At 44.7% G+C, this 20,539-nt stretch carries 17 protein-coding genes, 1 other RNA gene and 1 riboswitch; of the genes, 2 read left to right on the forward strand and 16 right to left on the reverse strand.

The window, feature by feature from the left end; all coding sequences use genetic code 11:
- Positions 1-30 precede the first annotated feature (30 nt).
- From AC0NJP_RS10640 to AC0NJP_RS10665, 6 genes are all read right to left on the reverse strand, one after another.
- Complete coding sequence (locus tag AC0NJP_RS10640; RefSeq protein ID WP_474039839.1) at positions 31-1,482, reverse strand: methylaspartate mutase subunit E; 1,452 nt, start codon at positions 1,480-1,482, stop codon at positions 31-33.
- A gap of 15 nt (positions 1,483-1,497) precedes the next feature.
- Positions 1,498-2,877: a methylaspartate mutase accessory protein GlmL gene (gene glmL, locus AC0NJP_RS10645; protein WP_474039840.1), complete on the reverse strand. Its 1,380-nt coding sequence runs from the start codon at positions 2,875-2,877 to the stop codon at positions 1,498-1,500.
- A 16-nt stretch (positions 2,878-2,893) separates the two neighbouring features.
- Positions 2,894-3,307, reverse strand: coding sequence for a methylaspartate mutase subunit S (glmS, locus tag AC0NJP_RS10650; protein ID WP_474039841.1), 414 nt, complete (start codon positions 3,305-3,307; stop codon positions 2,894-2,896).
- A 46-nt stretch (positions 3,308-3,353) separates the two neighbouring features.
- Positions 3,354-4,313, reverse strand: a complete 960-nt coding sequence (locus AC0NJP_RS10655; protein WP_474039842.1) for a GntR family transcriptional regulator — start codon at positions 4,311-4,313, stop codon at positions 3,354-3,356.
- A 204-nt stretch (positions 4,314-4,517) separates the two neighbouring features.
- The gene (locus tag AC0NJP_RS10660) at positions 4,518-7,613 is read right to left on the reverse strand and encodes an efflux RND transporter permease subunit (RefSeq protein WP_474039843.1); all 3,096 of its coding nucleotides are present in this window, start codon (positions 7,611-7,613) and stop codon (positions 4,518-4,520) included.
- Positions 7,610-8,740 carry an efflux RND transporter periplasmic adaptor subunit gene (locus AC0NJP_RS10665; protein ID WP_474040067.1) on the reverse strand — a complete coding sequence of 377 codons (1,131 nt, stop codon included), beginning with the start codon at positions 8,738-8,740 and terminating at the stop codon, positions 7,610-7,612. Before AC0NJP_RS10665 ends, AC0NJP_RS10660 begins: the two co-directional genes overlap by 4 nt.
- A gap of 239 nt (positions 8,741-8,979) precedes the next feature.
- Between AC0NJP_RS10665 and AC0NJP_RS10670 the strand changes: the two genes are divergently transcribed.
- Positions 8,980-9,534, forward strand: coding sequence for a rubrerythrin family protein (locus AC0NJP_RS10670; protein ID WP_474039844.1), 555 nt, complete (start codon positions 8,980-8,982; stop codon positions 9,532-9,534).
- A 126-nt stretch (positions 9,535-9,660) separates the two neighbouring features.
- Here AC0NJP_RS10670 and ssrS read toward each other — a convergent pair.
- The 6 genes from ssrS to AC0NJP_RS10700 form a co-directional block, all read right to left on the reverse strand.
- A non-coding RNA gene (gene ssrS / locus AC0NJP_RS10675) (6S RNA) lies at positions 9,661-9,837 on the reverse strand.
- Between the two features lie 103 nt (positions 9,838-9,940).
- Positions 9,941-10,936 carry an anion permease gene (locus AC0NJP_RS10680; protein ID WP_474039845.1) on the reverse strand — a complete coding sequence of 332 codons (996 nt, stop codon included), beginning with the start codon at positions 10,934-10,936 and terminating at the stop codon, positions 9,941-9,943.
- Positions 10,929-11,558 carry a DUF47 domain-containing protein gene (locus tag AC0NJP_RS10685; protein ID WP_474039846.1) on the reverse strand — a complete coding sequence of 210 codons (630 nt, stop codon included), beginning with the start codon at positions 11,556-11,558 and terminating at the stop codon, positions 10,929-10,931. The genes AC0NJP_RS10680 and AC0NJP_RS10685 overlap by 8 nt, the downstream gene beginning before the upstream one ends.
- A gap of 144 nt (positions 11,559-11,702) precedes the next feature.
- Positions 11,703-13,223, reverse strand: a complete 1,521-nt coding sequence (gene pap, locus AC0NJP_RS10690) for a polyphosphate:AMP phosphotransferase (RefSeq protein ID WP_474039847.1) — start codon at positions 13,221-13,223, stop codon at positions 11,703-11,705.
- Positions 13,224-13,530: 307 nt separating this feature from the next.
- Positions 13,531-14,820 (reverse strand): diaminopimelate decarboxylase family protein, encoded by a 1,290-nt coding sequence (locus AC0NJP_RS10695; protein WP_474039848.1) that lies wholly within the window; start codon positions 14,818-14,820, stop codon positions 13,531-13,533.
- A gap of 84 nt (positions 14,821-14,904) precedes the next feature.
- Positions 14,905-15,075: riboswitch (Lysine riboswitch) on the reverse strand.
- Between the two features lie 89 nt (positions 15,076-15,164).
- Entirely contained in the window at positions 15,165-15,608 is a 444-nt protein-coding gene (locus AC0NJP_RS10700) for a metal-dependent transcriptional regulator (RefSeq protein WP_474039849.1), read from the reverse strand.
- Positions 15,609-15,884: 276 nt separating this feature from the next.
- Here AC0NJP_RS10700 and hsp18 point away from each other — a divergent pair, with 276 nt between their 5' ends.
- Positions 15,885-16,328 carry a heat shock protein Hsp18 gene (hsp18, locus tag AC0NJP_RS10705; protein WP_474039850.1) on the forward strand — a complete coding sequence of 148 codons (444 nt, stop codon included), beginning with the start codon at positions 15,885-15,887 and terminating at the stop codon, positions 16,326-16,328.
- A 92-nt stretch (positions 16,329-16,420) separates the two neighbouring features.
- Here the strand turns inward: hsp18 and AC0NJP_RS10710 are convergent, their stop codons facing one another.
- The 4 genes from AC0NJP_RS10710 to AC0NJP_RS10725 are packed head-to-tail and all read right to left on the reverse strand — an operon-like array spanning position 16,421 to position 20,522.
- Positions 16,421-16,888, reverse strand: a complete 468-nt coding sequence (locus tag AC0NJP_RS10710) for a metallophosphoesterase family protein (protein ID WP_474039851.1) — start codon at positions 16,886-16,888, stop codon at positions 16,421-16,423.
- A gap of 11 nt (positions 16,889-16,899) precedes the next feature.
- The gene (locus AC0NJP_RS10715; RefSeq protein ID WP_474039852.1) at positions 16,900-17,505 is read right to left on the reverse strand and encodes an XTP/dITP diphosphatase; all 606 of its coding nucleotides are present in this window, start codon (positions 17,503-17,505) and stop codon (positions 16,900-16,902) included.
- A gap of 46 nt (positions 17,506-17,551) precedes the next feature.
- Entirely contained in the window at positions 17,552-18,859 is a 1,308-nt protein-coding gene (locus tag AC0NJP_RS10720; protein ID WP_474039853.1) for a histone deacetylase family protein, read from the reverse strand.
- Positions 18,852-20,522, reverse strand: coding sequence for a hydantoinase/oxoprolinase family protein (locus AC0NJP_RS10725; RefSeq protein ID WP_474699773.1), 1,671 nt, complete (start codon positions 20,520-20,522; stop codon positions 18,852-18,854). The genes AC0NJP_RS10720 and AC0NJP_RS10725 overlap by 8 nt, the downstream gene beginning before the upstream one ends.
- Positions 20,523-20,539 lie beyond the last annotated feature (17 nt).

Raw genomic sequence — 20,539 nt, forward strand, 5'->3', positions numbered from 1 at the left:
GCAAGGCCGGGCTAGAAAGTTTCTGTGTACTTAGCGTGGTCTGCCGACAAGACGACCATTGGAAATTGCATAAATATCATCGATTACCATTTGGAAACTTGCTGCGCGATCTTCTTCTTGCGCTCTTTCTTCAATTTTATCGCGATGGAAGGCAATGAGGTCGTCCGTAAAGGGCAGATTGCCTACATCAAAGAGACGAACAGCGCCGTTATTATCACGAGCCGGTAAAATCTTATTTAAATTGTAGCGGCTAGGTGCGAAAGGAACGTCAAGAACGCCTGTTTCAAAGGCCCGTACAACGCCCACAGCATAGTCACCATTGCCGAGTTCTTGCACTTTATTTAAAATGCAGTGAGTTTCTGCTTTAATAACAGCGATTTCTGCCGCCACTTCCGCGGTAACCGGGAATACCTGATCACGCAGCATATTAACGACCTGTTTCGTCGCTCTAAGGCCTTGCGCGTTGGCTTCTTTCGTCGGAATACCCAGAGCTTCATGGGGAGTCTTGACAATAACCTTCGTAGCCCCTGACAATACAGCCGCAGCAGCTCCCCAGGAAATAACCCCAAAGGCTTTGGCTTCATCCTGCGGGAAACCGCCCATCCACTGATGGAAAACGCTAGTAAGCACGCAATCATTATAGCCATGTTTCGCAAAATACTCTGCAGCCAATTCTTCCAAGGCCCGAATCGCCGCAATATCTTGAATTAAGTTACCGCACTGACCGTAGCCAAGCGTAATATTTTTTACACCTTGTTCTGCTGCTAAGAGGCCCTCAATAATTGCTACAGCATGAGAAACACAAGGCGGTACAAGCGTTCCTGTTAAAGGTCCGAAGGGCTCGCGGTTAATTTCTACTCCAGCTTCGGCGTAGAGACCTACTAAACGGTCAGCATACTGCCAGTCTAAAATCGTCTGTTCCAATGAAACGCTTTTAGCGTAAGGAATATTATAAGAAATACCGCCGCCTTCGTAAGAAGTAAAGCCGCCTGCTAAAGAGATTTCCGTAAGCAATCTAGCGTCAGGCGTACCATGCCGAACCTGTAGCGGTCCGTTGACACTTTCAATTAAACGACGAACTCCATGAACGCCATGATTTACTGCCGGAAAACCATTTAATAGCGAACGTCCGGCCCGTTTACTTTCTTCAATCCCGTTTTGCGCTTCTTTATATTGATTTTGCCGCGTATAGCTATCAATCGTTGTCGGTAAAAGATCAGCTAAACCTTCTTCTTTTAAGAAATTTAAGAGCTGAATGTGTTCATCAATTAAGGCAACGCCAGCGCGCGGCTGAGTTAAAGTTTCTTTATCGCGTTTGGCTTTTACTAGCCGTTTCGCAAAATGTTTTTTGGCGGGAATCGTTTCATGGTATTTCACAGCCTCATCAAAATCGACCTCACTACCTGTAGGCCATTGTTTCAACACCTCTTCACGCATTGCAAAAAATTCATCGCGGGACCATTTCTTATTTTTTAGTTCCACTTTGCTTCCCTCCATCTATTTTTCCAACATATATTTTTTCATCATGCGCACAGCTGTATCAGGGTAGGCTTCTGCCAAAAGTCCCATAGCCGCGAGAATATAAAGTCTATCTACATACATGTTTGGTTTTTGCGGCTTTAACAAATCCGGCGCCGTTTCATCAAAGACAATGCCTGCCAAAATCTTCTCAGGCTCACCATGATTGACAATGACACCGCCTGTTCCCAAAACCGTTTCTACCTTTGTTAAATCTTTGCCAGTCTGTACAAAAACGGTACCGACAATAGAATAGACGCTTTCAATCTGCCCGACATGCCGGTCAGCCGCTAAGGCTGTACAGGCTTTGCCCATGGCCGTTTCCAAAGTATGTTCTTCCTGCGTTGTTGCCAGGTAGTCTTTGTCACGATCAATTTTTTCGATATAACGAGTTACAGATTCTTCTGTTACATCGCCATAAGCAGCAATTTTCGGCGCTCCTGCCGCCTTCAGTAAGGCCGTGGCACTATAGCGCATTCCTAAATCGCCTTCAACGGTTCGTTTCGCAAAAGGCTCCTCTAAGCCCCTAAGCTGCACATTCGGCTTGGTCGGCTGTCCTTTGGCCAAGGAATACACATCTGTCGTAGCGCCGCCAATATCAACAACCATCAAATCGCCGACCCCTGTTTCCTTCGCCGTACCGACACTTAATAGTTCTGCTGCGCGAAGCACGGCCGCCGGCGTAGGCATGACAAGTTGATCTACCATGGCATTGGCTTTATCGAGCCCTTTGGCTGCCACAATCCGCTCAAAGAAAATATCACGAATCGCTTTGCGAGCCGGGTCAATATGAAGTTGATCGAGTTTCGGCATTACATTCTCAGTAGGTACTACTTTCGAAAACTTCGTTTCTAAAATACTTACAACCTGAGGCGCTATCGATTTATTGCCAGCAACAACAATCGGCGTATCGGCCTTTAGCCCTGTCAAAATCTCGGCATTATGCAACAAGACCTTTTTATTCCCGCCGTCAGTTCCACCTGCCAAGAGAATAATATCTGGCTCTAACGACTGAATTTCATCAAGTTCATAAGAACTTAACTCGTGGCAGTATACCTTAAGTACCTTAGCGCCAGCCCCTAAAGCCGCCCGTTTCGCCGCTTCCGCTGTTAACTCCGGCACTAGTCCGATGGCAATCATCTTGAGTCCCCCGGCAGCACTTGAGCAGGCAAGCGTTTTAGCAAAAGACAGTGGACCGGTCTGACGGAATAGTTCTTCCTGCGCCGCTTTTAGCCCTTCTGTAATGTCTGTCTCTACCGTAGTAAATCCTTTCGCTGTACCTAACACTTCTTCTTTTTCCAGGTCAACTGCCGTAATCTTGGTGTAAGTACTACCAAAATCAATCAGTAATACATTCACAGTTTTCTCGTCCCCTTTACGCCAAATCTGCTTTCAGGTCACGAATCACATCTTCCGGCAAAGTTCCCGGTTTATAAACGCGGTTGTAGCCCATTTCCAAAAACTTCTTTTCCACGCCGGAAAATTCGGTTTTGCCAACTACAAGATTCCCGCCGACATAAATGAGGATATCGTCCAAACCGGCTTCTTCACAACGCTCTCTGAGACCACGACAATCAATCTCACCATGTCCGTATAAAGAAGCTACTAAAATCGCCTTTGCATCTGTTTCTATTGCAGCATTGACAAATTCCTCCTGCCGCACTAGAACACCTAGGTTAATCACTTCATAGCCTGCTGCTGTTATGGCATAGTCTAAAATTTTGTTGCCAACAGCGTGGCAGTCTGCACCGATTACACCAAGTACAATTTTTGTTTTTTCTGTCTGCATGATTCTACCTCACTCTTTTTTTTATAAACTATGGGTGTTATATAAATTAATGGGATTGACTGACGATACGCGACATAAGCTGATGCAGCGACCCTTGGTCAATCTCATAATAAAACGCAACAACTTGCTGCTCTGGCGTCGTAAGCGCGGCAACTTTCCCTTGCTCTTCTTCTGGCACAATCAATATAGTCTGCTCTTGACAAAAAGCTTTTAGTTCTTCTTTCGAATAATTCAGAGCAGTAGACACCGAAATATCGCCTACGGTCACTGTACCTAGGAGCTCTCGGACTGATTTAGCAAATCCTTCGCTCTCAGCGACAATACCGACTTTACTATAAACCGGAATACGAGCTAGCTTAATAACTGCCTCTAACTTCGGCGTAACGGAAAGCGTAATCAATTTATCAGAACTTCCCCACAACTTAGCTACTTCCGCTAAATGCGCCGTTGTTGTTACGACATAATCACAAGACTTTAACAGTTCCAAACTCGTCTTACCAGAAAGCAAATCAGCTAAAACAACGCCTTCTAATGAAGCAACAGCTAAAGAGGATAGTTGCTGCAAAAATCGTCTTAAATATTCTGGCGTTTCATCAACAACAGCAATCCGCAAATGACGCACAGCCACTTCTTTCTCTCTAGCTCTGACATTAGCAATCGCCGTAAACTGATCCACAGTAAAACCAAGTTCTAAGCCTTTTTGCATGGCTTCATCAATAATTTTCATCATTCTTTCCAAGCGACTGCCGGGAAGAGTAGCACTTTCATAACTCTGGTCTTCTTTTTTTACAAAGGTTCCTTTGCCTTGCCGTGCTTCTAGTATACCTTCTAACAGCAGTTCCTTATAAGCAGCACTTACTGTATTACGGCTGATTTCTAAGGTTTTCGCCAAATCGCGTTCTGTCGGCAAACGATCACCCGGCTGCAATTCGCCCGATTTTATTTTATCTAAAACATACCCCTTTACTTGCAAGTAAATAGGCAGTCCTAAACGCTGAACAATCATTTTACCACCTTGCCAATTCATATTGGACCATTGGATTAATCCAATTCATTTATCTACTTCTATTATCTTATAAAACGCTTTGCCTGTCAATCACGAATGGACAAAAACCCCCTAAAATAATTAGAATATTTTATATTTAGTACAAAAAATGAGGTTGTCTCACTAAAAATCAATGAGACAACCTCGCAATAAACTTCTAAATGATTAAACTTTCCATTTTGCCTGATATTTTACTATGGCTCTTTTTGCCAAATTATCCACCGTCAAATAAGCAACAGGAATCACCAACAGCGTCAGCAGTGTTGAAGTCAGCAACCCACCTACGAGGACAACCCCCATGGATTGGCGAAGTTCCGCACCAGCGCCAATTCCTAGCGCCACTGGAGCCATGCCAAATACCATAGCCGCCGTTGTCATCAAAATCGGCCGCAATCGCACGGTTCCTGCTTCTAATAGTGAATCTTTTAGGGAAACACCTTGTTTTACAAGCTGATTTGTATAGTCAACAAGTAAAATCGCATTTTTCGTTACAAGCCCCATAAGCATGATTACGCCGATCAGGGACATAATATTGAGCGTTTTTCCTGACAGCAGCAAAGCCCAAATCGCCCCAGTCAAAGAAAAGGGTAAGGACAGCATAATTGTCAAAGGATGAATAAAGCTTTCAAATTGAGCGGCAAGCACCATATAGATTAAGATCACAGCCATTAACAGAGCTATGGCAATTTCTCGGAAAGAGTCCTGCATGGTTTGCGCTTGGCCGACAAATTTATAGGAATAGCCCGTAGGGAAATTTACCTCTTGTAACAACGCTTTTACTTTATTAATGATCTCACCAGAGGACACACCTACCGCATTGGCATAGACGATCACTTCTCGCTGGCGTCCTTCGCGGTCAATTTCTGTCGGTCCTGACGACAAGTTCACGGCAGCCACATCGCCAAGTCGTACAAAAGAACCAGCTTTCGTCGCTACAAGAAGGTTTTTTACGTCTTCTAAGCTAGCACGATTTGCTTGCTGTAGCTGCAAGCGAATATTATAGTCTGTATCGCCCACATTATACCGATTGCGCGTAGTCGCCCCTAAAAAAGCATACTGAACGGTTTGCGCCGCTGTAGCTGCATCAAGGCCGGCTGCACTCATGCGGGAAGGGTCGAGCGAAACCACTACTTCTGGTTCAGCCTGTTCACTCGAAATATCCACGTCAGCCGTACCAGGTATTGCTTTAATCTTCTCTGAAATATCTTGGGCCATTTTAAGCAGAGCATCCAAATCACCGCCGCGAAGTCCAATTTGCACCGGTCTAGAATCGCCTCTGCCAACTCCCTGGCTTGTCTGAACAACGATCTTCAATTGTCCATTCCCCGCAAAGTTCCGCCGCAAACCATCCATAATCTGTGTCAAACTTCGTGAGCGGGCGCTGGCATCAGTCAGCTTTACGCCAATGGTCGCGCGATTCGCCTGACTACCGGCGCCAATCGTGATAAAAGAAACTTCTCGTTCCGGAATCGCTAGTACAGCTTCTTCAATGGGCTTAACGAGTTCATTCATTTTTACCAAAGAAGTACCTGCCGGCGCCGTCATAACAACATTAAATTCACCAGAATCATAGGTAGGCTGAAACTCTGTACCGATGAAGGGTAACAGCATGCCGCTTGCCACAAGCGATACTACGGCGATAGCAACAACCTTTTTCGGCTGATCCAAGGCCCATGCTAAAACCTGGCGATATGACTGTTGCAACGCTAAAAATCCTTGCTCCCACCAGTCAAGTCCCCGCTGCACCAACCGTCTCACACCCTGCAAAGAAGCTCTATCATTTGACTCTATTTTCAGCCAATAAGCTGAAAGCGTCGGCGTCAAAGTAAAAGCCACAAACAGTGAAAAAGCCACAGCAAAGGCTACAGTAAGGCCAAATTGTTTAAAATATTGCCCAACAATTTCTCCCATAGAACCAACCGGCACAAAAACAGCTAAAATCGAAAAAGTCGTAGCCATAACCGCTAAGGCAATTTCACCGGTTCCTTCTCTCGCTGCATCCAGCGGCGATTTGCCTTGCTCGCGATGACGATATATATTTTCAATAACAACAATCGCATCATCAATCAAAATCCCTACAGCAAGGCTTAGCCCCATAAGAGACATGTTATTCAAAGTAAAATGCATCAAGCGCATTAAGAAAAAGGTAGATATAACAGAAGTAGGGATGGCAATAGCAGCAATTAGCGTGGCCCGGCTATTTTGTAAAAATAAATAGGTAATGAAAATAGCCAACAGTCCGCCAAAAACAATGGAAACCATAACATCATCCACACTATTGCGAATATAGGTAGAGCTGTCCCTGGTTGCCGTTATGGTCACATCACTAGGCAAAAGCGGTTTAAGGGTTTCCACAGCGGCCTTCACCCGATCCGCTACATCTACTGTATTCGTTCCTGATTGCTTCTGCACAGAAATCATCACGCTTGGTTTACCATTCGTACGGGCCATAACCGTTTCTTCCTGCCAACTGTCGCTCACTGACGCCACATCGCTTAGGCGGACCGGATGACCGTCCGAATTTGCTACAATTACATTTTGAATATCGGCCACACTCTTATATTTGCCTACCGTCCGGACAGTAAGTTGTGTCCCTTTATCAACAACATGACCGCCAGGAGCGTTTAGATTTTGATTATCAATGGCCGTAATGATCTGATTCAGCGAAATTCCATAGCTAGCCAACCGTTTACTATCAACTTGTACCGAAATTTCTCGATCGGAGGCCCCCGAAACAGTTACATCGCCAACGCCATCTTGCCGGGCCAAAGCATCTTTGACTACATCAACAGCAAGTTTCCGGATCTCACCAGGACTGCGGCTGTCAGAAGATAAACTAAAGTACAGTATCGGCGCCGCATTCATATCAAATCGCTGTACAACAGGCTCGTCAGCATCACTAGGCAAACGTTTACGCACCGCTGCAACTTTTTCGCGAATTTCATTGGCCGCCAGTTTCGCATCGGTTCCAAAGACAAACTCAATGGTTGTTTGTGATTGGCCTTCTTTGGTCACTGAAGATAGGTTTTTAATCCCAGCCACAGAGCTTACGGCATCTTCAATTGGTTTTGTAACTAGACTTTCCATTTCTTCCGGCGATGCGCCGCTATAGCTTACATTCACACTCACCAGAGGAAAGTCCACATCAGGGTTTAAATCAATGCCTAGTTTCGGATAAGCTTGCACCCCAAAGACAACAAGCAAAGCGACTAGCATTACCGTGAAAACTGGTCGCTTAATAAAAACGGCAATCCCTTTCACTGACCAGCCGCCTCCTTGGATGGAGTAACTAGCGCACCATCCTTAATTTTATTCTGGCCCCCATTTACGACTTGATCACCTTCAGCAAGACCGGAAAGCACTTCCGCCCAACCATCGCCAACATATCCTACAGTAATCGTCTTTTGGCGCGCACGATTTTCACCATCAATTACAAAAACTGTTTTTTGATCTTCTTTCATAACGAGAGCACTTTCTGGTACAACAAGCGCCGCCTGATGAATCTTAGTAGGAAGCGTAGCCTTAGCAAACATGCCGGCTTTTAATGCTCCCGCTGGATTCGGTATCGTAACTTCAGCGGAAAAAGTACGGGACGGGAGCTGAGCTACAGGGGAAACTCGAGTGATTGCGCCCATAAATTCTTGTCCGCCCAAAGCATCCACTTTGACTTTCACTTGCGTTCCTACCATAATTCCGTCAATTTGCCCCTCACCGATCGTCGTTTTAGCTACAAGGCTTGATACATCGGCAATAGCCACAATGGGCGTACCAGAGCGAACAAAAGTCCCTGCCTGTAAATACCGTTTCGTAATCACGCCCTGACTAGGCGCGAGAATCGATGCTTCCTTTACTTTCTCCTGCAGCAACGCCAAAGCTCCCTGCGCCGCTTGTACCTGCCCCAAAGAAGCATTTTTCTTCGTTCTTACACTATCCATAGTCTGAGCTGAAATAGCGCCTTGAGCCGCTAACGTGCTGTAGCGATTATAATCAGCATCAGCTTGATCTAACGCCGCTTCCGCCGCTGCCAGATTCCCTTGGGCCTGAAATATCTGCGCGGAAAGCTCACTTGTTTCCAAAGACCCCAATAAGTCACCAGCAGCAACGATATCCCCTTCATTGACCTTCAAGTTATCTAACCGGCCATCCACTTTGGCGGCAATATCAGCTAACCAGACTGGCTCTAGCGAAGCGGAAAATTCCACTTGCGGCGCCATATCGCGCCGCGATACATCTGCCACCACAACGGTAACAGCTTTAGATGCATTATTCATCGTTTCTTTACTCTTACTTGCCGCCACATTCGCATAAACACGGTAGCTAGCAAGCACTATACACACGAATGCAATAACGAGTACGATGTACATACTCTTTTTATTTTTTCCTGGCATCACAGCGCACCCTCCTTAAATTGACTATACAGTCAGCTTGTATTATATCAATTTAATTGAAAAAGTTATATACTTTTTCATCTTTTTTTATATCAGTATGTTTTGGCAACTTTTCCTGTGATTTCTTTTTCAGGATAATATCTTCTTTTTATGACAAGAACGTTCGTGCAGCAGGATAATAGAAAAAACTTTCGTATATAATGAAGAGGAAGAAAATATTTAGTAAAGGGGATTTATAAATGGCTGTAAAAAATGCAATGACTGCTGATTTTCTCCACTCTGCTTATGGCGGCGAAAGTATGGCCCATATGAGGTATCTCATTTGGGGCGAGATTGCTAAAAAAGAAAAGCTTCCCCACATTGCCCGCTTATTCGAAGGCATTGCCTATGCGGAACAAGTACATGCCAGCAATCATTTTCATGAAATGGGTAACTTAACAGGCGATGCCGCAGTAACAGCAGGTGCAGCTTTCGGCGTAGGCAAAACAAGCGAAAATCTCAAAGGCGCAATTGCCGGCGAACTCCATGAAGTCGAACAAATGTATCCGGTTTACTTAGAAGCAGCTCACTTTCAAAGCGAAAGCGGCGCTGAAAAATCCTTTCATTATGCCCTAGAAGCAGAAAAAATTCATGCTAAATTATTCCAAGATGCTCAAACACTGGCTGAAAAAGGCAAAGATATGAAATTTGACGCTGTCTATGTTTGTCCGATCTGCGGCCACACCATCCTAGATGAAGTTCCTGATCACTGTCCCGTGTGCGGCGCTGCTAAAAAAGTTTATAAGAGTTTCTAGCAGCGAATAAATAGAAAAAAACAGGCCGCCTCGTTCTAATTGAATGAGACGACCTGTTTGGCTTTGAACCTTATATAAAATGAGAAAAGGAAAAAGCAGAGACTTTCGTCTCTGCTCTTTCTTTAATAAGAACCCGTAATACCGTCCTTCCATATGTTCAAAGCCCGCTCTTCGCAGGTGGGCATCCTGACTAAAGTGTTTGTTGTCCCTTCCACGAGGGCTTAACATTTTCTTTAACACCGGAATCCCGAACATATTGCATAGGTTGAACATATAGGAAGTTAACGCACATCACAGGAGATCTATTGATGATATAGTATCATGATCAGAAAAGAATTGCAATAGGTATATAAACCCATAAACAGAATTTTTCTGCATTTTAAACAAAATAAGAAAATCGAATAGATTAAGGCCACATAATCATTACAACTTGGTAAATCAAGGCACTCGTTACAGCACTCAACGGAATCGTAAGAACCCAAGCTGTAAGCATTTGTCTGGCAACGCCCCAACGAACAGCGCTCACTCGTTTCGCGCTGCCAACCCCCATAATTGAACCAGCTACTACATGGGTCGTACTTACAGGCAAATGAAGCAATGTAGCAGAGAAGATTACAATAGCCGAGTTCAAATCAGCAGCAAAACCGTTAATCGGTTCCAGTTTGAAAATACGCCCGCCCATGGTTTTAATAATTTTCCAGCCGCCAACCGCTGTTCCCATCCCCATGGCTGCGGCACAAGAAAACTTAACCCATGTCGGTACATCCAGGGTTGGAATATATCCGGCACTAAGTAAGGCTAGTGTAATAATCCCCATGGATTTTTGCGCATCATTGGAACCATGAGAAAAAGCCATTAAAGCAGCCGATAGTAACTGCATCTTTTTAAAGCGATGATTCAGTTCTGATGGAGCAAAGCGGCCAAAAAGCCACAACAGGATAATCATAATAAAATAACCAAAAATAAGAGCTATCACTGGCGATAAAATTAAAGATAAAACAATTTTGAAAATCCCTACAGCATTCAAAGCATCCCAACCGCTATTTAAAGCGACAGTGCCAATGACACCGCCAATTAAAGCATGAGAAGAGCTGCTAGGTATACCGTACCACCATGTAATTAAATTCCAGCCAATGGCGCCAATTAGGGCCGCCACAATCATAGGTTGATTGATTAGGTCAGCTGAACGAACAAGGTCGCCGCCAATAGTCTTGGCTACGCCAGTACTAAACAGCGCTCCGGAAAAATTTAAAATCGTTGCCATAATAATGGCATGATTGGGTTTCAAGGCTCGCGTCGAAACGGACGTCGCGATCGCATTCGCCGTATCATGAAACCCATTAATATAATCAAAGGCTAATGCGAAAAAGACAACTACATAAACAATCGATAAATCAGGCATATTTCAACAAAACTCCCTTAAGTAAGGCGGCTACATCTTCACAATCATCAAGAGCGTCTTCCATAAGCATGAGTATCTCTTTCCACTTGATGATTTCGATAGGGTCCTTACATTCGCGGAATAGTTTGGCCATTTCCTGTCGATATAATCGATCGCCTTCGGATTCATGTTCAATAATGCGACCGCAGCGCGCTTCAATTTTTAGCCGCTTTTCCTTTAGATCCGGCAGATAAGAGCAGGCCCGCTCCATTTGCTTCGCGCTTTTCGCTACGAGAGCCGCTAAAAGCAACGCACCTTCGGAAGCACTGTTTACATTATAAAGAGTCATTCGTTCGGCAATTCCTTGGACACCATCAATGACATCGTCGATTTTTTGCGCCAAGGCATAAATATCTTCTCGGTCAAGCGGTGTAATAAACGTATCATTTAGACGTCCGACAATTTTATCCGTCACTTTATCGGCCTGTTTTTCCAAATCATCCACTTTACTGAATAAATCAGCTAATTGTTCCGGATGACTCATTGCCTCAAGCAACATATCGGCGCTTTGCCGCACAAGCACAGTTAACTCGGCAATATATTCATAAAAATTCCCGTCTCTCGGCTTCAGTCGAAATCCCATACTTGTCCCTCCTAATCGTACAACCTCTTTGATTATAGCTTAGCTTTTTCCTCTTGTCGAATAGGTTTTTTACCTTATCAACGCTCTTTTTTAAAGAAAAATTATTCTGTAAATTTTAAAAATAGCTTATTTTGTTTTCCCATGTCATAATTTGTTTTCAATTGTCTCTAAAACAGTTTTTAAGACTTTAATCCTAGCATAAGGCTTTGATTCGGCTTCAACAATGGTCCAGGGAGCATAGGAAGTGCTTGTACGGAAAAACATTTCATCAACTGCCGTTTCATACTGTTCCCACTTTTCACGATTACGCCAATCCTCACCAGTAATCTTCCATTCCTTCTCTGGCGTCGACTGCCGTTCTTCAAAGCGGCGCTTTTGTTCTTCCTTACTGATATGAAGCCAAAATTTAATGATGGGAGCGCCAAAATGAGCCCATTGCTCTTCCATTTCATTGATTTCCCGATAGGCCCGGCGCCACTCTTCCTCACGGCAAAACCCTTCCACACGTTCAACCATGACCCGACCGTACCAGCTACGATCAAAAATGGCAATATGCCCCTGCTTGGGCATGCTTCGCCAAAATCGCCACAAATAATGATGGCTTTTTTCTTCATCATTTGGGGCGGCAATCGGCACAACCGTATAGCCCCGCGGGTCCATATGTTGCGTCAAGCGGCGAATCGCCCCGCCTTTACCGGCGGCATCCCAGCCTTCAAAAACAATAAGTACCGGCATTTTTTTCGTATAGATAGTATATTCAATTTCACGAATTCTTTCCTGATACTTCTTAAGTTTTTCCTGATACGTCGCCTCATCGATCGTTAAAGACAGATCCACTTCGTTCAACATAGAGCTTTTCAACAGTTTTTGATCAAACTGTGCTGCCGTAAATAAGGGATCAACAGTAGGTAGAGTATCCGACAAAACACTCGCTTTCTGTTCCTGCTCGCGTCGAATCAAGTCAATTTTTTCTTCCAACGCTTGCGCAAAAGCTGTCAAAATTTTCACAGTAGCAAACCGCTTGTCAGTTGCCTCGACAATCAGCCAAGGCGCCGCATCTGTATCCGTTTTTTCCAGCATGACTTCCACAGCTTGCAAGTAGTTTTCATAAGCATTATGATGCTCCCAATCTTCTGCGGTAACCCGCCAGGCTGAAGCAGGATCGCTCGCTAGCTTTTCGAGCCTTTCTTTTTGCTCTTTACGACTTATATGCAAAAAAAGTTTGATCATAACAGCGCCCTCAGCTACAAGCTGCCGTTCAAAAGAAGGTATCTCTTGATAGGCATTCGCTACTTGCTCTGCTGTTGCTGTTTGCGTAACTTTTTCTACTAAAACACGGCGGTACCAACTGCGGTCAAAGATCGCAATGCGTCCTTTCGGCGGAATTTTCGTCCAAAACCGCCAGAAATAAGATCGCGCCGCCTCTTCGGCGCTTGGCTCATGAATTGCAAAAACTTGAAAGCCCCGGGGATCAAGCGCTTGCAGCAATTCGTTAACTAAGGTTCCTTTGCCTGCGGCTTTCCAGCCCTCAAAAACGAGAATAACCGGAATCTGTAAATCTCGAGCCTGCCGTTGCAGCAGACCGACTTTTTTTCTTAGTTCAGAAACAACCTTACGATACGTATCTTTGTCTAGCTTTTTTTTCAAGTCTACTTTTTCCAGCACGAAGTTACACCGCCTTATTTCTGTTTTGGGTCTAGTCCGCAAATTAACAAAAATTTAATCATTTGGCAACATCATAATGCTTATTTTCGCATATACTACAAATGTAAGTGCTATTGAATTTTAAACAAAGCTGACTTGACTTTATGCAGGTACAGCGATCTAACCGCTCAATGAGCGGTTATTTTCTTGCTCTGCCAAAGTCCACTACTTATACTGTAACATTCTAGCGAATATTGGTAAAGAAAAAAGAACAAGCTAAAAAGAATCCTTCTTTTTGCTTGTTCTTTCATTTTGTCTGTTAAAAAATTTATTTTACCGTTGCAGCAGCTGTCTGCTGCACAGAAGGAGCCTCTAAATCAAGTGTTGCAAAATAATCATCAAGTGTTTCTGCTCGGCGAATCATTTTGACTGCGCCATTTGGCTGTAACAAAAGCTCAGCGGAACGAAGTTTTCCATTATAATTGAAGCCCATAGCATGGCCATGTGCACCAGCATCATGAAGAACGAGTAAATCGCCAATATCAATTTTGGGTAAAGCTCGGTCAATAGCAAATTTATCATTATTCTCACATAATGAGCCTGTTACGTCATAGATGTGGTCAAGCGGAGCTGTTTCTTTGCCAACGACAGTAATATGATGGTAAGAACCGTACAGAGCCGGACGCATCAAGTTGGCCATGCAAGCATCTAAGCCAATATAATTTTTGTAAATTTCCTTTTTATGAATCGCTGTTGTCACTAAGTAGCCATAAGGACCTGTGATCATACGACCGCACTCCATAGCAATCTTTAATGGTGCTAAGCCGTTCGCTACGATTTTAGCTTCATAAGCCTTTTTCACTTCCTGGCCTAAATATTCTAAATCGATCGCCTGCTGTTCCGGTTTATAAGGAATCCCGACACCGCCGCCTAAATTAACAAACTCAAGGGAAATGCCCAATTTTTCTTTTAGTTCGACAGCTAAGTCAAACATCATATTCGCTGTACCAATCAAGCCAGACGGATCTAATTCATTTGAGCAAACCATCGTATGAAGGCCAAACCGTTTTACGCCTTTTTCCTGCATGCGTTTATAGGCTGTAAACAGCTGTTCTTTCGTCAAGCCATATTTCGCTTCTTCGGGATAACCGATAATGGTATTACCGCCGCTTTCCATAAGCGGTCCCGGATTGTAACGAAAACAAATGATTTCAGGAATTGATGCTACTTTTTCTAAAAAGTCAATATGAGTAATATCATCAAGATTAATAATAGCGCCAAGTTCACGAGCTTTGCGAAATTCCGCCGGCGGCGTATCATTAGAGGTGAAAATAATGTCTTCGCCTGATAAACCAACGCGTTCTGATAAAACAAGCTCAGCCATAGAGCTGCAGTCGGCGCCAACGCCTTCTTCTTTTAAAAGAGCCATAATATGGGGATTCGGCGCCGCTTTGACGGCAAAGTATTCTTTAAAAGCTGGGGCCCAGGAAAAGGCCTGTAAAAATCGACGTACATTGGCGCGAATCGCCGCTTCATCATAAATGTGAAAAGGCGTAGGATACTGATTTACAATCGCTTCTAGTTGTTCGCGAGAAAAGGGCAGTGTTTTTTCTGACATGAATGATCCTCCTAGCGGGATATACCCAAAATAATATAGCGGTCGCTGAGAACTCCCCGCAACCGCCTAGTATAAACTTAAGCTTTGCAAGATAGCACTCCATCCGGTCTTGGATGACAGTTTGACTCCTCTTCAAAGCCAAACCAGCAAAAACCCCAGCCAGGGATTTTCACTTCGGCGGAAATGCCTTTCTGCTCCGTCATCGCCGGCCCGCTCAAAAGCATACTCTTCATTTTCCGCTCCTCTATCATAGCATCATTATTGAATTGTTTTGGCCCTAGTATAAGTTCTTTTACCTCATACTGTCAACTCTTTTTCCGTATTTTTTCATCGAAAGGTTACATTTATTTGCTATCCGAGCCTTTTTTGTCTTCCCAATAGTCAATGGATGTCTTTTCGCCATCACTAATAAAATGATGCTCTACCATAAAATTTAGTAAACCAGCCATGGTTTCGCGGCTTAAAACATGCTCTAGACGACAGGCGTCTTCTTCGGCAACAGCGGGAGCCACGCCCAGCGTATCTTTTAAAAAGCTGGTAAGAATCTTATGGCGATTGGCAATACATAATGCCAGCTCGGCGCCACGTTCGGTAAGACGAATCGGCTTATAAGGCAAATAGAAAATCAAGCCGTGCTTGGCTAAATTTTGCAACGCACCTGTTACGCTGGCCATTCGAACTTTCATCTTTACAGCAATATCTTTAACACGAACCTCTTGGCCATCTAGGCCTAGCCCGTAAATGGTTTCCAAATAATTCTCCATACTAGGAGTCAGTGCCAATTTCACAGAGCTCTCTCCCATCTTTATATAGCTGATAATCATTCTCTCTTTAAACATATTTCTTTATTATAGGCAGAAATAGTACCACTGTCAAAGGAAAAGGTAAAATCAAATGAAGTTGATAGCTTGCAAAAAAACAAGAAAAAAGAAAATATTTTTGTATATTTCCCATTAATAATCCGAGAAAAACAAATTTGACCTTTTGGCTAATTAGACTTTTACTGACCTTTAGTTTATACTAAAGCCATAAAGAAAAAGCAATCAATTAAGGAGGTTGATCTTATGTTTGACATGGTTCCTTTCAAAAAAACAGCAATGCCAACAAAACGCGGCGACTATTTCAGCAATTTCCTTGACAACTTCTTTGATGAAGATTTCTTTGCTCCCTTCAATCAATTTGGCACTTCCTTCCGAGTTGACTTAAAGGAAACGCCAGAAGCTTATCAGATCGAAGCCGATCTTCCCGGTATCGACAAAGAAGCAATCCAGCTTGAATACAAAGATCATTATCTGACAATCGCTGCCAACCGGGCTGAAAAAGTCGAAGAAAACCACGATGGCTATGTCCGTCGCGAAAGAAAGTTTGGTCAATTTCAACGAAGTTTCTATATTGATAATGTGGTAGAGAATGAGATTAGCGCCGAATTTAAAAATGGCGTTCTCTTCGTAATTTTACCGAAAAAAGAAAAAGTTACAGCTCCGTCTCATCAAATTCCCATTAAATAAAGCGGTCCCTCTCAAACCAATCGAGTCCCAACAATTCATAAAAGCGGGCTGGAGAAAACTTGACTTTAAGTTTTCTCCAGCCCTTTATTTTCTTACGGCATATCAAAGGTTATGATTTTTCCAGTCAACTCATTCCCGGCAATCTCAACAACGGCAATAGAAGCTTTCTCGCCGCGATGAGGATAGCCGACACTACCTGGATTCAAATAGAGACGTCCGGCATTTTTTTCCATAAAAGCGCTATGAGTATGCCCAAATAAAATAAGATCCGCCTCATAATGTGTGCCCCAGTAAAAAAGTTCTGTTAAATCCTGCTTCACATGATAGCGGTGACCATGGGTTAACCAAATCTGCTTGCCCATGACTTCGAGAAACTCATCATATTTCGCTTGCGTCCAACCATCGGTATTGCCTGCTACGGCTACAGTCGGCACAGAAGTCCACTGCAACAAGAAATCTATATCCTGACTGTAATCGCCGCAATGAAGCCACATATCAACAGGGCCGCTATACTGAAGCGCTTTTTCTATAGCCAGACGATTGCCGTGGCTATCACTCATGACTCCTATTTTCACGGAAACATCGCCGCCAATTTATGCGCCATTTCTTTAAGAGCCAGACCGCGATGGCTTAACTGATTTTTTTCTTCGATGGACACTTCACTAAGCGTCTTTCCCAGCTCTGGTACAAAGAAGAGAGGGTCGTAGCCAAAACCGCCACTCCCTTGCGGCGCCTGCAAAATAAGACCTTCACAAACGCCGTCTGCTGTCAACAGAACCTCTCCGTCAGGACCTGCCAGTACCAAGCTGCAGCGAAACCGTCCCGTTCTCGCCTCCTCTGGCACACCTTTCAAAGCATGAAGTAGCTTTTCATTGTTTTGTGCGTCCGTGGCCTGCTCGCCGGCATAGCGAGCGGAATAAACTCCCGGCGCTAATTGCAGCGCATCCACTTCTAAGCCGGAGTCATCAGCCAAACAGAATTTCTTCGTCTGTTTGGCATATTCGACGGCTTTCTTAGTGGCATTGGCTAAAAAAGTTGCGCCATCTTCTGCTACTTCGCCAAAATCACCGCACTGATCTAGTGCGAGGACTGTTACGGGAAGATGCGAAAAATATTCGGCAATTTCCTTGATCTTTCCCTTATTTTTACTTGCTACTACAATTTCTTGTTTTGCCACACTAACCGCCCTCGCTTTGTATCTATTGTCTCATCCATCTTTAATTCTATAATTCTTCTAATATATCATCGCGCTTATCCTGAATAAAATAATGCTCATAGCGCTCTTCCTGCTTGGCCTTGTAAACGGCTTCACGGGCTTCTTGTCGGCAAGCCGGACAAGCGTCTTCCTCAACTACAGCAACAAAAGCGCTCTGGCTGTCATAATAACTCGTCTCAGCTTCTGTAGCAATTGTCATAAACGAGCGGCAATGACGGCAAAGCCGTACCTTTTCTAGTTGTTGCTCGCGAATGCCGCTGTCATCATAATAAATATTTTTACGCCGTGAAAAAAAATCGCCCCATTTATTCATTTCAGCCGTTCTTAATTCGTCTCTGGCTCGCCAAATCGCCGTCTGATCAGCTACTAACTTCTTGAGGTAAGCCATATCCGAGCGCCCTCGTTTGGCAGCAATATCTGGTTCGATGACCCGGCTATAGTCAAGACCGGCCATAGCCAAAATGATCCCAACATTCACATAGGGAAGGGCATCTTCAATGGAATACCCGCCTTCTAGTACCGCAATATGAGCATTTAACTTTTCAGCCAGTCGCGCATAACCTTGGGCGGTAATCGCCATATTTGCCAAAGGATCGCTATAATGATTATCCTGCCCGGCGGAATTGATAATCAGCTCCGGCTGAAAATCCTCCAGCATTGGCAAAACAAGCTGATCAATCACATAATGCAGCCCCACATCATCCGTTCCCGGCGGCAAAGGTAAATTAATGGTCGTGCCAAAAGCCCTCGGACTACCTAGTTCATTTGCGAAGCCTGTTCCTGGATAGAGAGTGCGACCGTCTTGATGAAATGAAATAAAAAGCGTATCAGGATCATGATAAAAAATATCTTGCGTTCCGTCGCCATGGTGTACATCCGTATCGACAATCGCCACACGTTTAATGCCAAAATGCCGCCGCATATGGGCAATCATAATTGCCTCCATATTAACAGTACAAAACCCTCGCGTACCATGAACCACTTTCATAGCATGATGTCCTGGCGGTCGTACCAAAGCAAAGGAGCGATCCACTTTTCCCTGATAAACGGCTTTTGCTGCTGTAATTGCGCCGCCTGCCGCTACCAGATGAGCTTCTTTAATATGAGCGGCTACAGAAGGAACACCAATATGAACGCGCTCTAAATCGCGCAGCGTAGCAAGCTCCGGCCGATATTCGATAATATTGGGCAGATCAAGCAGCCCTTCTTCCTCAATTTGATCACGCGTATATAACAGACGCTCTTCCCGTTCGGGATGAGTCGGCGTAATGGCCCAATCAAAAGCTGGGAAAAAAACAAGTCCTAGTTTATTCATGACTGCCAGCCTCCTTGTGACGTTGCAAAGAAAGCAAAACGCCCGGTTTGATCTGTTCTCGGCAGGAAATCATTTTTCCCACAGTCTGAAAGCCTCGAATCATATTGAATTCTTCTTGATACACTTCCTCTATGTTGGATGCGTCCATACCTGCCGCTGCAGCTTGGCGCGCTAATTCTTCTCTCGCTATTTTTTGCGCATCGGCAAGAGAAAAATTCTTTTTGTCAATTTTTTCTTTCCGCATAAGTTCAGGAATCGTATAATAGGAAGCCTCAGTATCGGCGCGAAGCGTTAACGCCATTGTCGGCCGAGAAACAGCGGCTCCAACGGCATTGGCAATTTCAGCATATTCCGGCACAAGGTAAGGTAAATCAAACTGTTGCGCCACTGTAGGAATCAGACCAGCCGCCGCCCCGCCAACGCCCAAAATTGTCTTCGGTGTAAACGGATCAGGATGAATCAAGTCATTGACTGTATAAACAGGCTGCAGTTCTTCTTCGGCAATCGTTGCCGCGATAGCTTCCTGAATCGTCGCAGCGGCAACAGTCATAATCTCAGCAGCCACTTCCGAAAGACTCTGACCGGGAATGGCCAGATTCATAATCGCCTGACAAGCAGCCGCTTCATTCCCAAAAACCATCTGTTGCGCTGCAATCATGGCATCAGATAAGGTTGGCTCATGCCCCCCTACGGCAATAGGCGGTCCCTTACGCACAGGGCCGACTTTCATTTCACCAGCTTCACGGCGCACGTAACTATCGCCGCCGATGCCGACTGAACGGAGCCGGAAAGCGCGCACTGACGTAGCATAACCTGCTATCTTGGCCCCACGCTGGGCAAAAAGCGCCTGCCCCTTGCGCCATAAAGCAATATCCGTTGTGGTTCCGCCAATATCTAACGAAATAGCGTCTTCGCCTTCTGGCGCCAAAGCCATAATACCAAGTACGCTGGCAGAGGGACCTGTAAACACAGCCTCGACTGGCGACTTTCTAGCAACAGCCAGCGGCAGCGTTCCACCGTCGGCCTTTAAAATATGAACAGGCGCCGCAATCGAACGCTTGCCAAGGGCTGCTTCCACCGAATCGGCAAAAGCATTAAACAGATCATAGCAGGCGGCATTATAGTAAGCCGCATTGGCACGACGGACAAAATTTAAAGAACCGCTGACCGTAGAGGCGGCGGTAACATGTTTGGCCTGTTTTTCTCGCAGCCACTGGACGACACATTCCTCATTCATTGGATTACGCACGGCAAATTTACCGGCTACGGCAAATGATTTACCGGTGATCGGACCAAGATCAGCGAGCAAGGCCGTTTGCTCCGGCTTCATAGCTACGCGTCCGCGATGGTCCACATAGCCAGCAGCTACATATGGCTTTACCGGAAACAGTCCTTCTGTATTCATGCCCGGACCAGGCATCAAGACAAGTTGTACCGGATCAAGCCGATTTTCAACAATTGCATTGGTGACAACCGTTGTTGAGAGGGCGACACGGGAAATTTCCTCTGGAGCGATATGGGCAATAGCTGCATCTAGAGCCGTTAACACCCCTTGTAATAAGTCTTGATGCGTCGTCGCTGCCTTACTCTTTGCAACAATTTTTCGGTCTGAAACTAAAACTGCATCTGTAAAGGTTCCGCCAACATCAATGCCTAACCACACGGTTATTCCCTTCCTTC

It is taken from the genome of Pelorhabdus sp. sgz311002 (assembly GCF_056134285.1).

Bases quoted from the DNA above. Each gene is read 5' to 3' on its own strand.
- AC0NJP_RS10680 (WP_474039845.1), bottom strand. From the start codon at position 10,936: ATGCCTGATTTATCGATTGTTTATGTAGTTGTCTTTTTCGCATTAGCC.
- glmS (WP_474039841.1), bottom strand. From the start codon at position 3,307: ATGCAGACAGAAAAAACAAAAATTGTACTTGGTGTAATCGGTGCAGAC.
- AC0NJP_RS10670 (WP_474039844.1), top strand. From the start codon at position 8,980: ATGGCTGTAAAAAATGCAATGACTGCTGATTTTCTCCACTCTGCTTAT.
- AC0NJP_RS10665 (WP_474040067.1), bottom strand. From the start codon at position 8,740: ATGCCAGGAAAAAATAAAAAGAGTATGTACATCGTACTCGTTATTGCA.
- AC0NJP_RS10685 (WP_474039846.1), bottom strand. From the start codon at position 11,558: ATGGGATTTCGACTGAAGCCGAGAGACGGGAATTTTTATGAATATATT.
- AC0NJP_RS10720 (WP_474039853.1), bottom strand. From the start codon at position 18,859: ATGAATAAACTAGGACTTGTTTTTTTCCCAGCTTTTGATTGGGCCATT.
- AC0NJP_RS10695 (WP_474039848.1), bottom strand. From the start codon at position 14,820: ATGTCAGAAAAAACACTGCCCTTTTCTCGCGAACAACTAGAAGCGATT.
- AC0NJP_RS10710 (WP_474039851.1), bottom strand. From the start codon at position 16,888: ATGAGTGATAGCCACGGCAATCGTCTGGCTATAGAAAAAGCGCTTCAG.
- hsp18 (WP_474039850.1), top strand. From the start codon at position 15,885: ATGTTTGACATGGTTCCTTTCAAAAAAACAGCAATGCCAACAAAACGC.
- AC0NJP_RS10655 (WP_474039842.1), bottom strand. From the start codon at position 4,313: ATGATTGTTCAGCGTTTAGGACTGCCTATTTACTTGCAAGTAAAGGGG.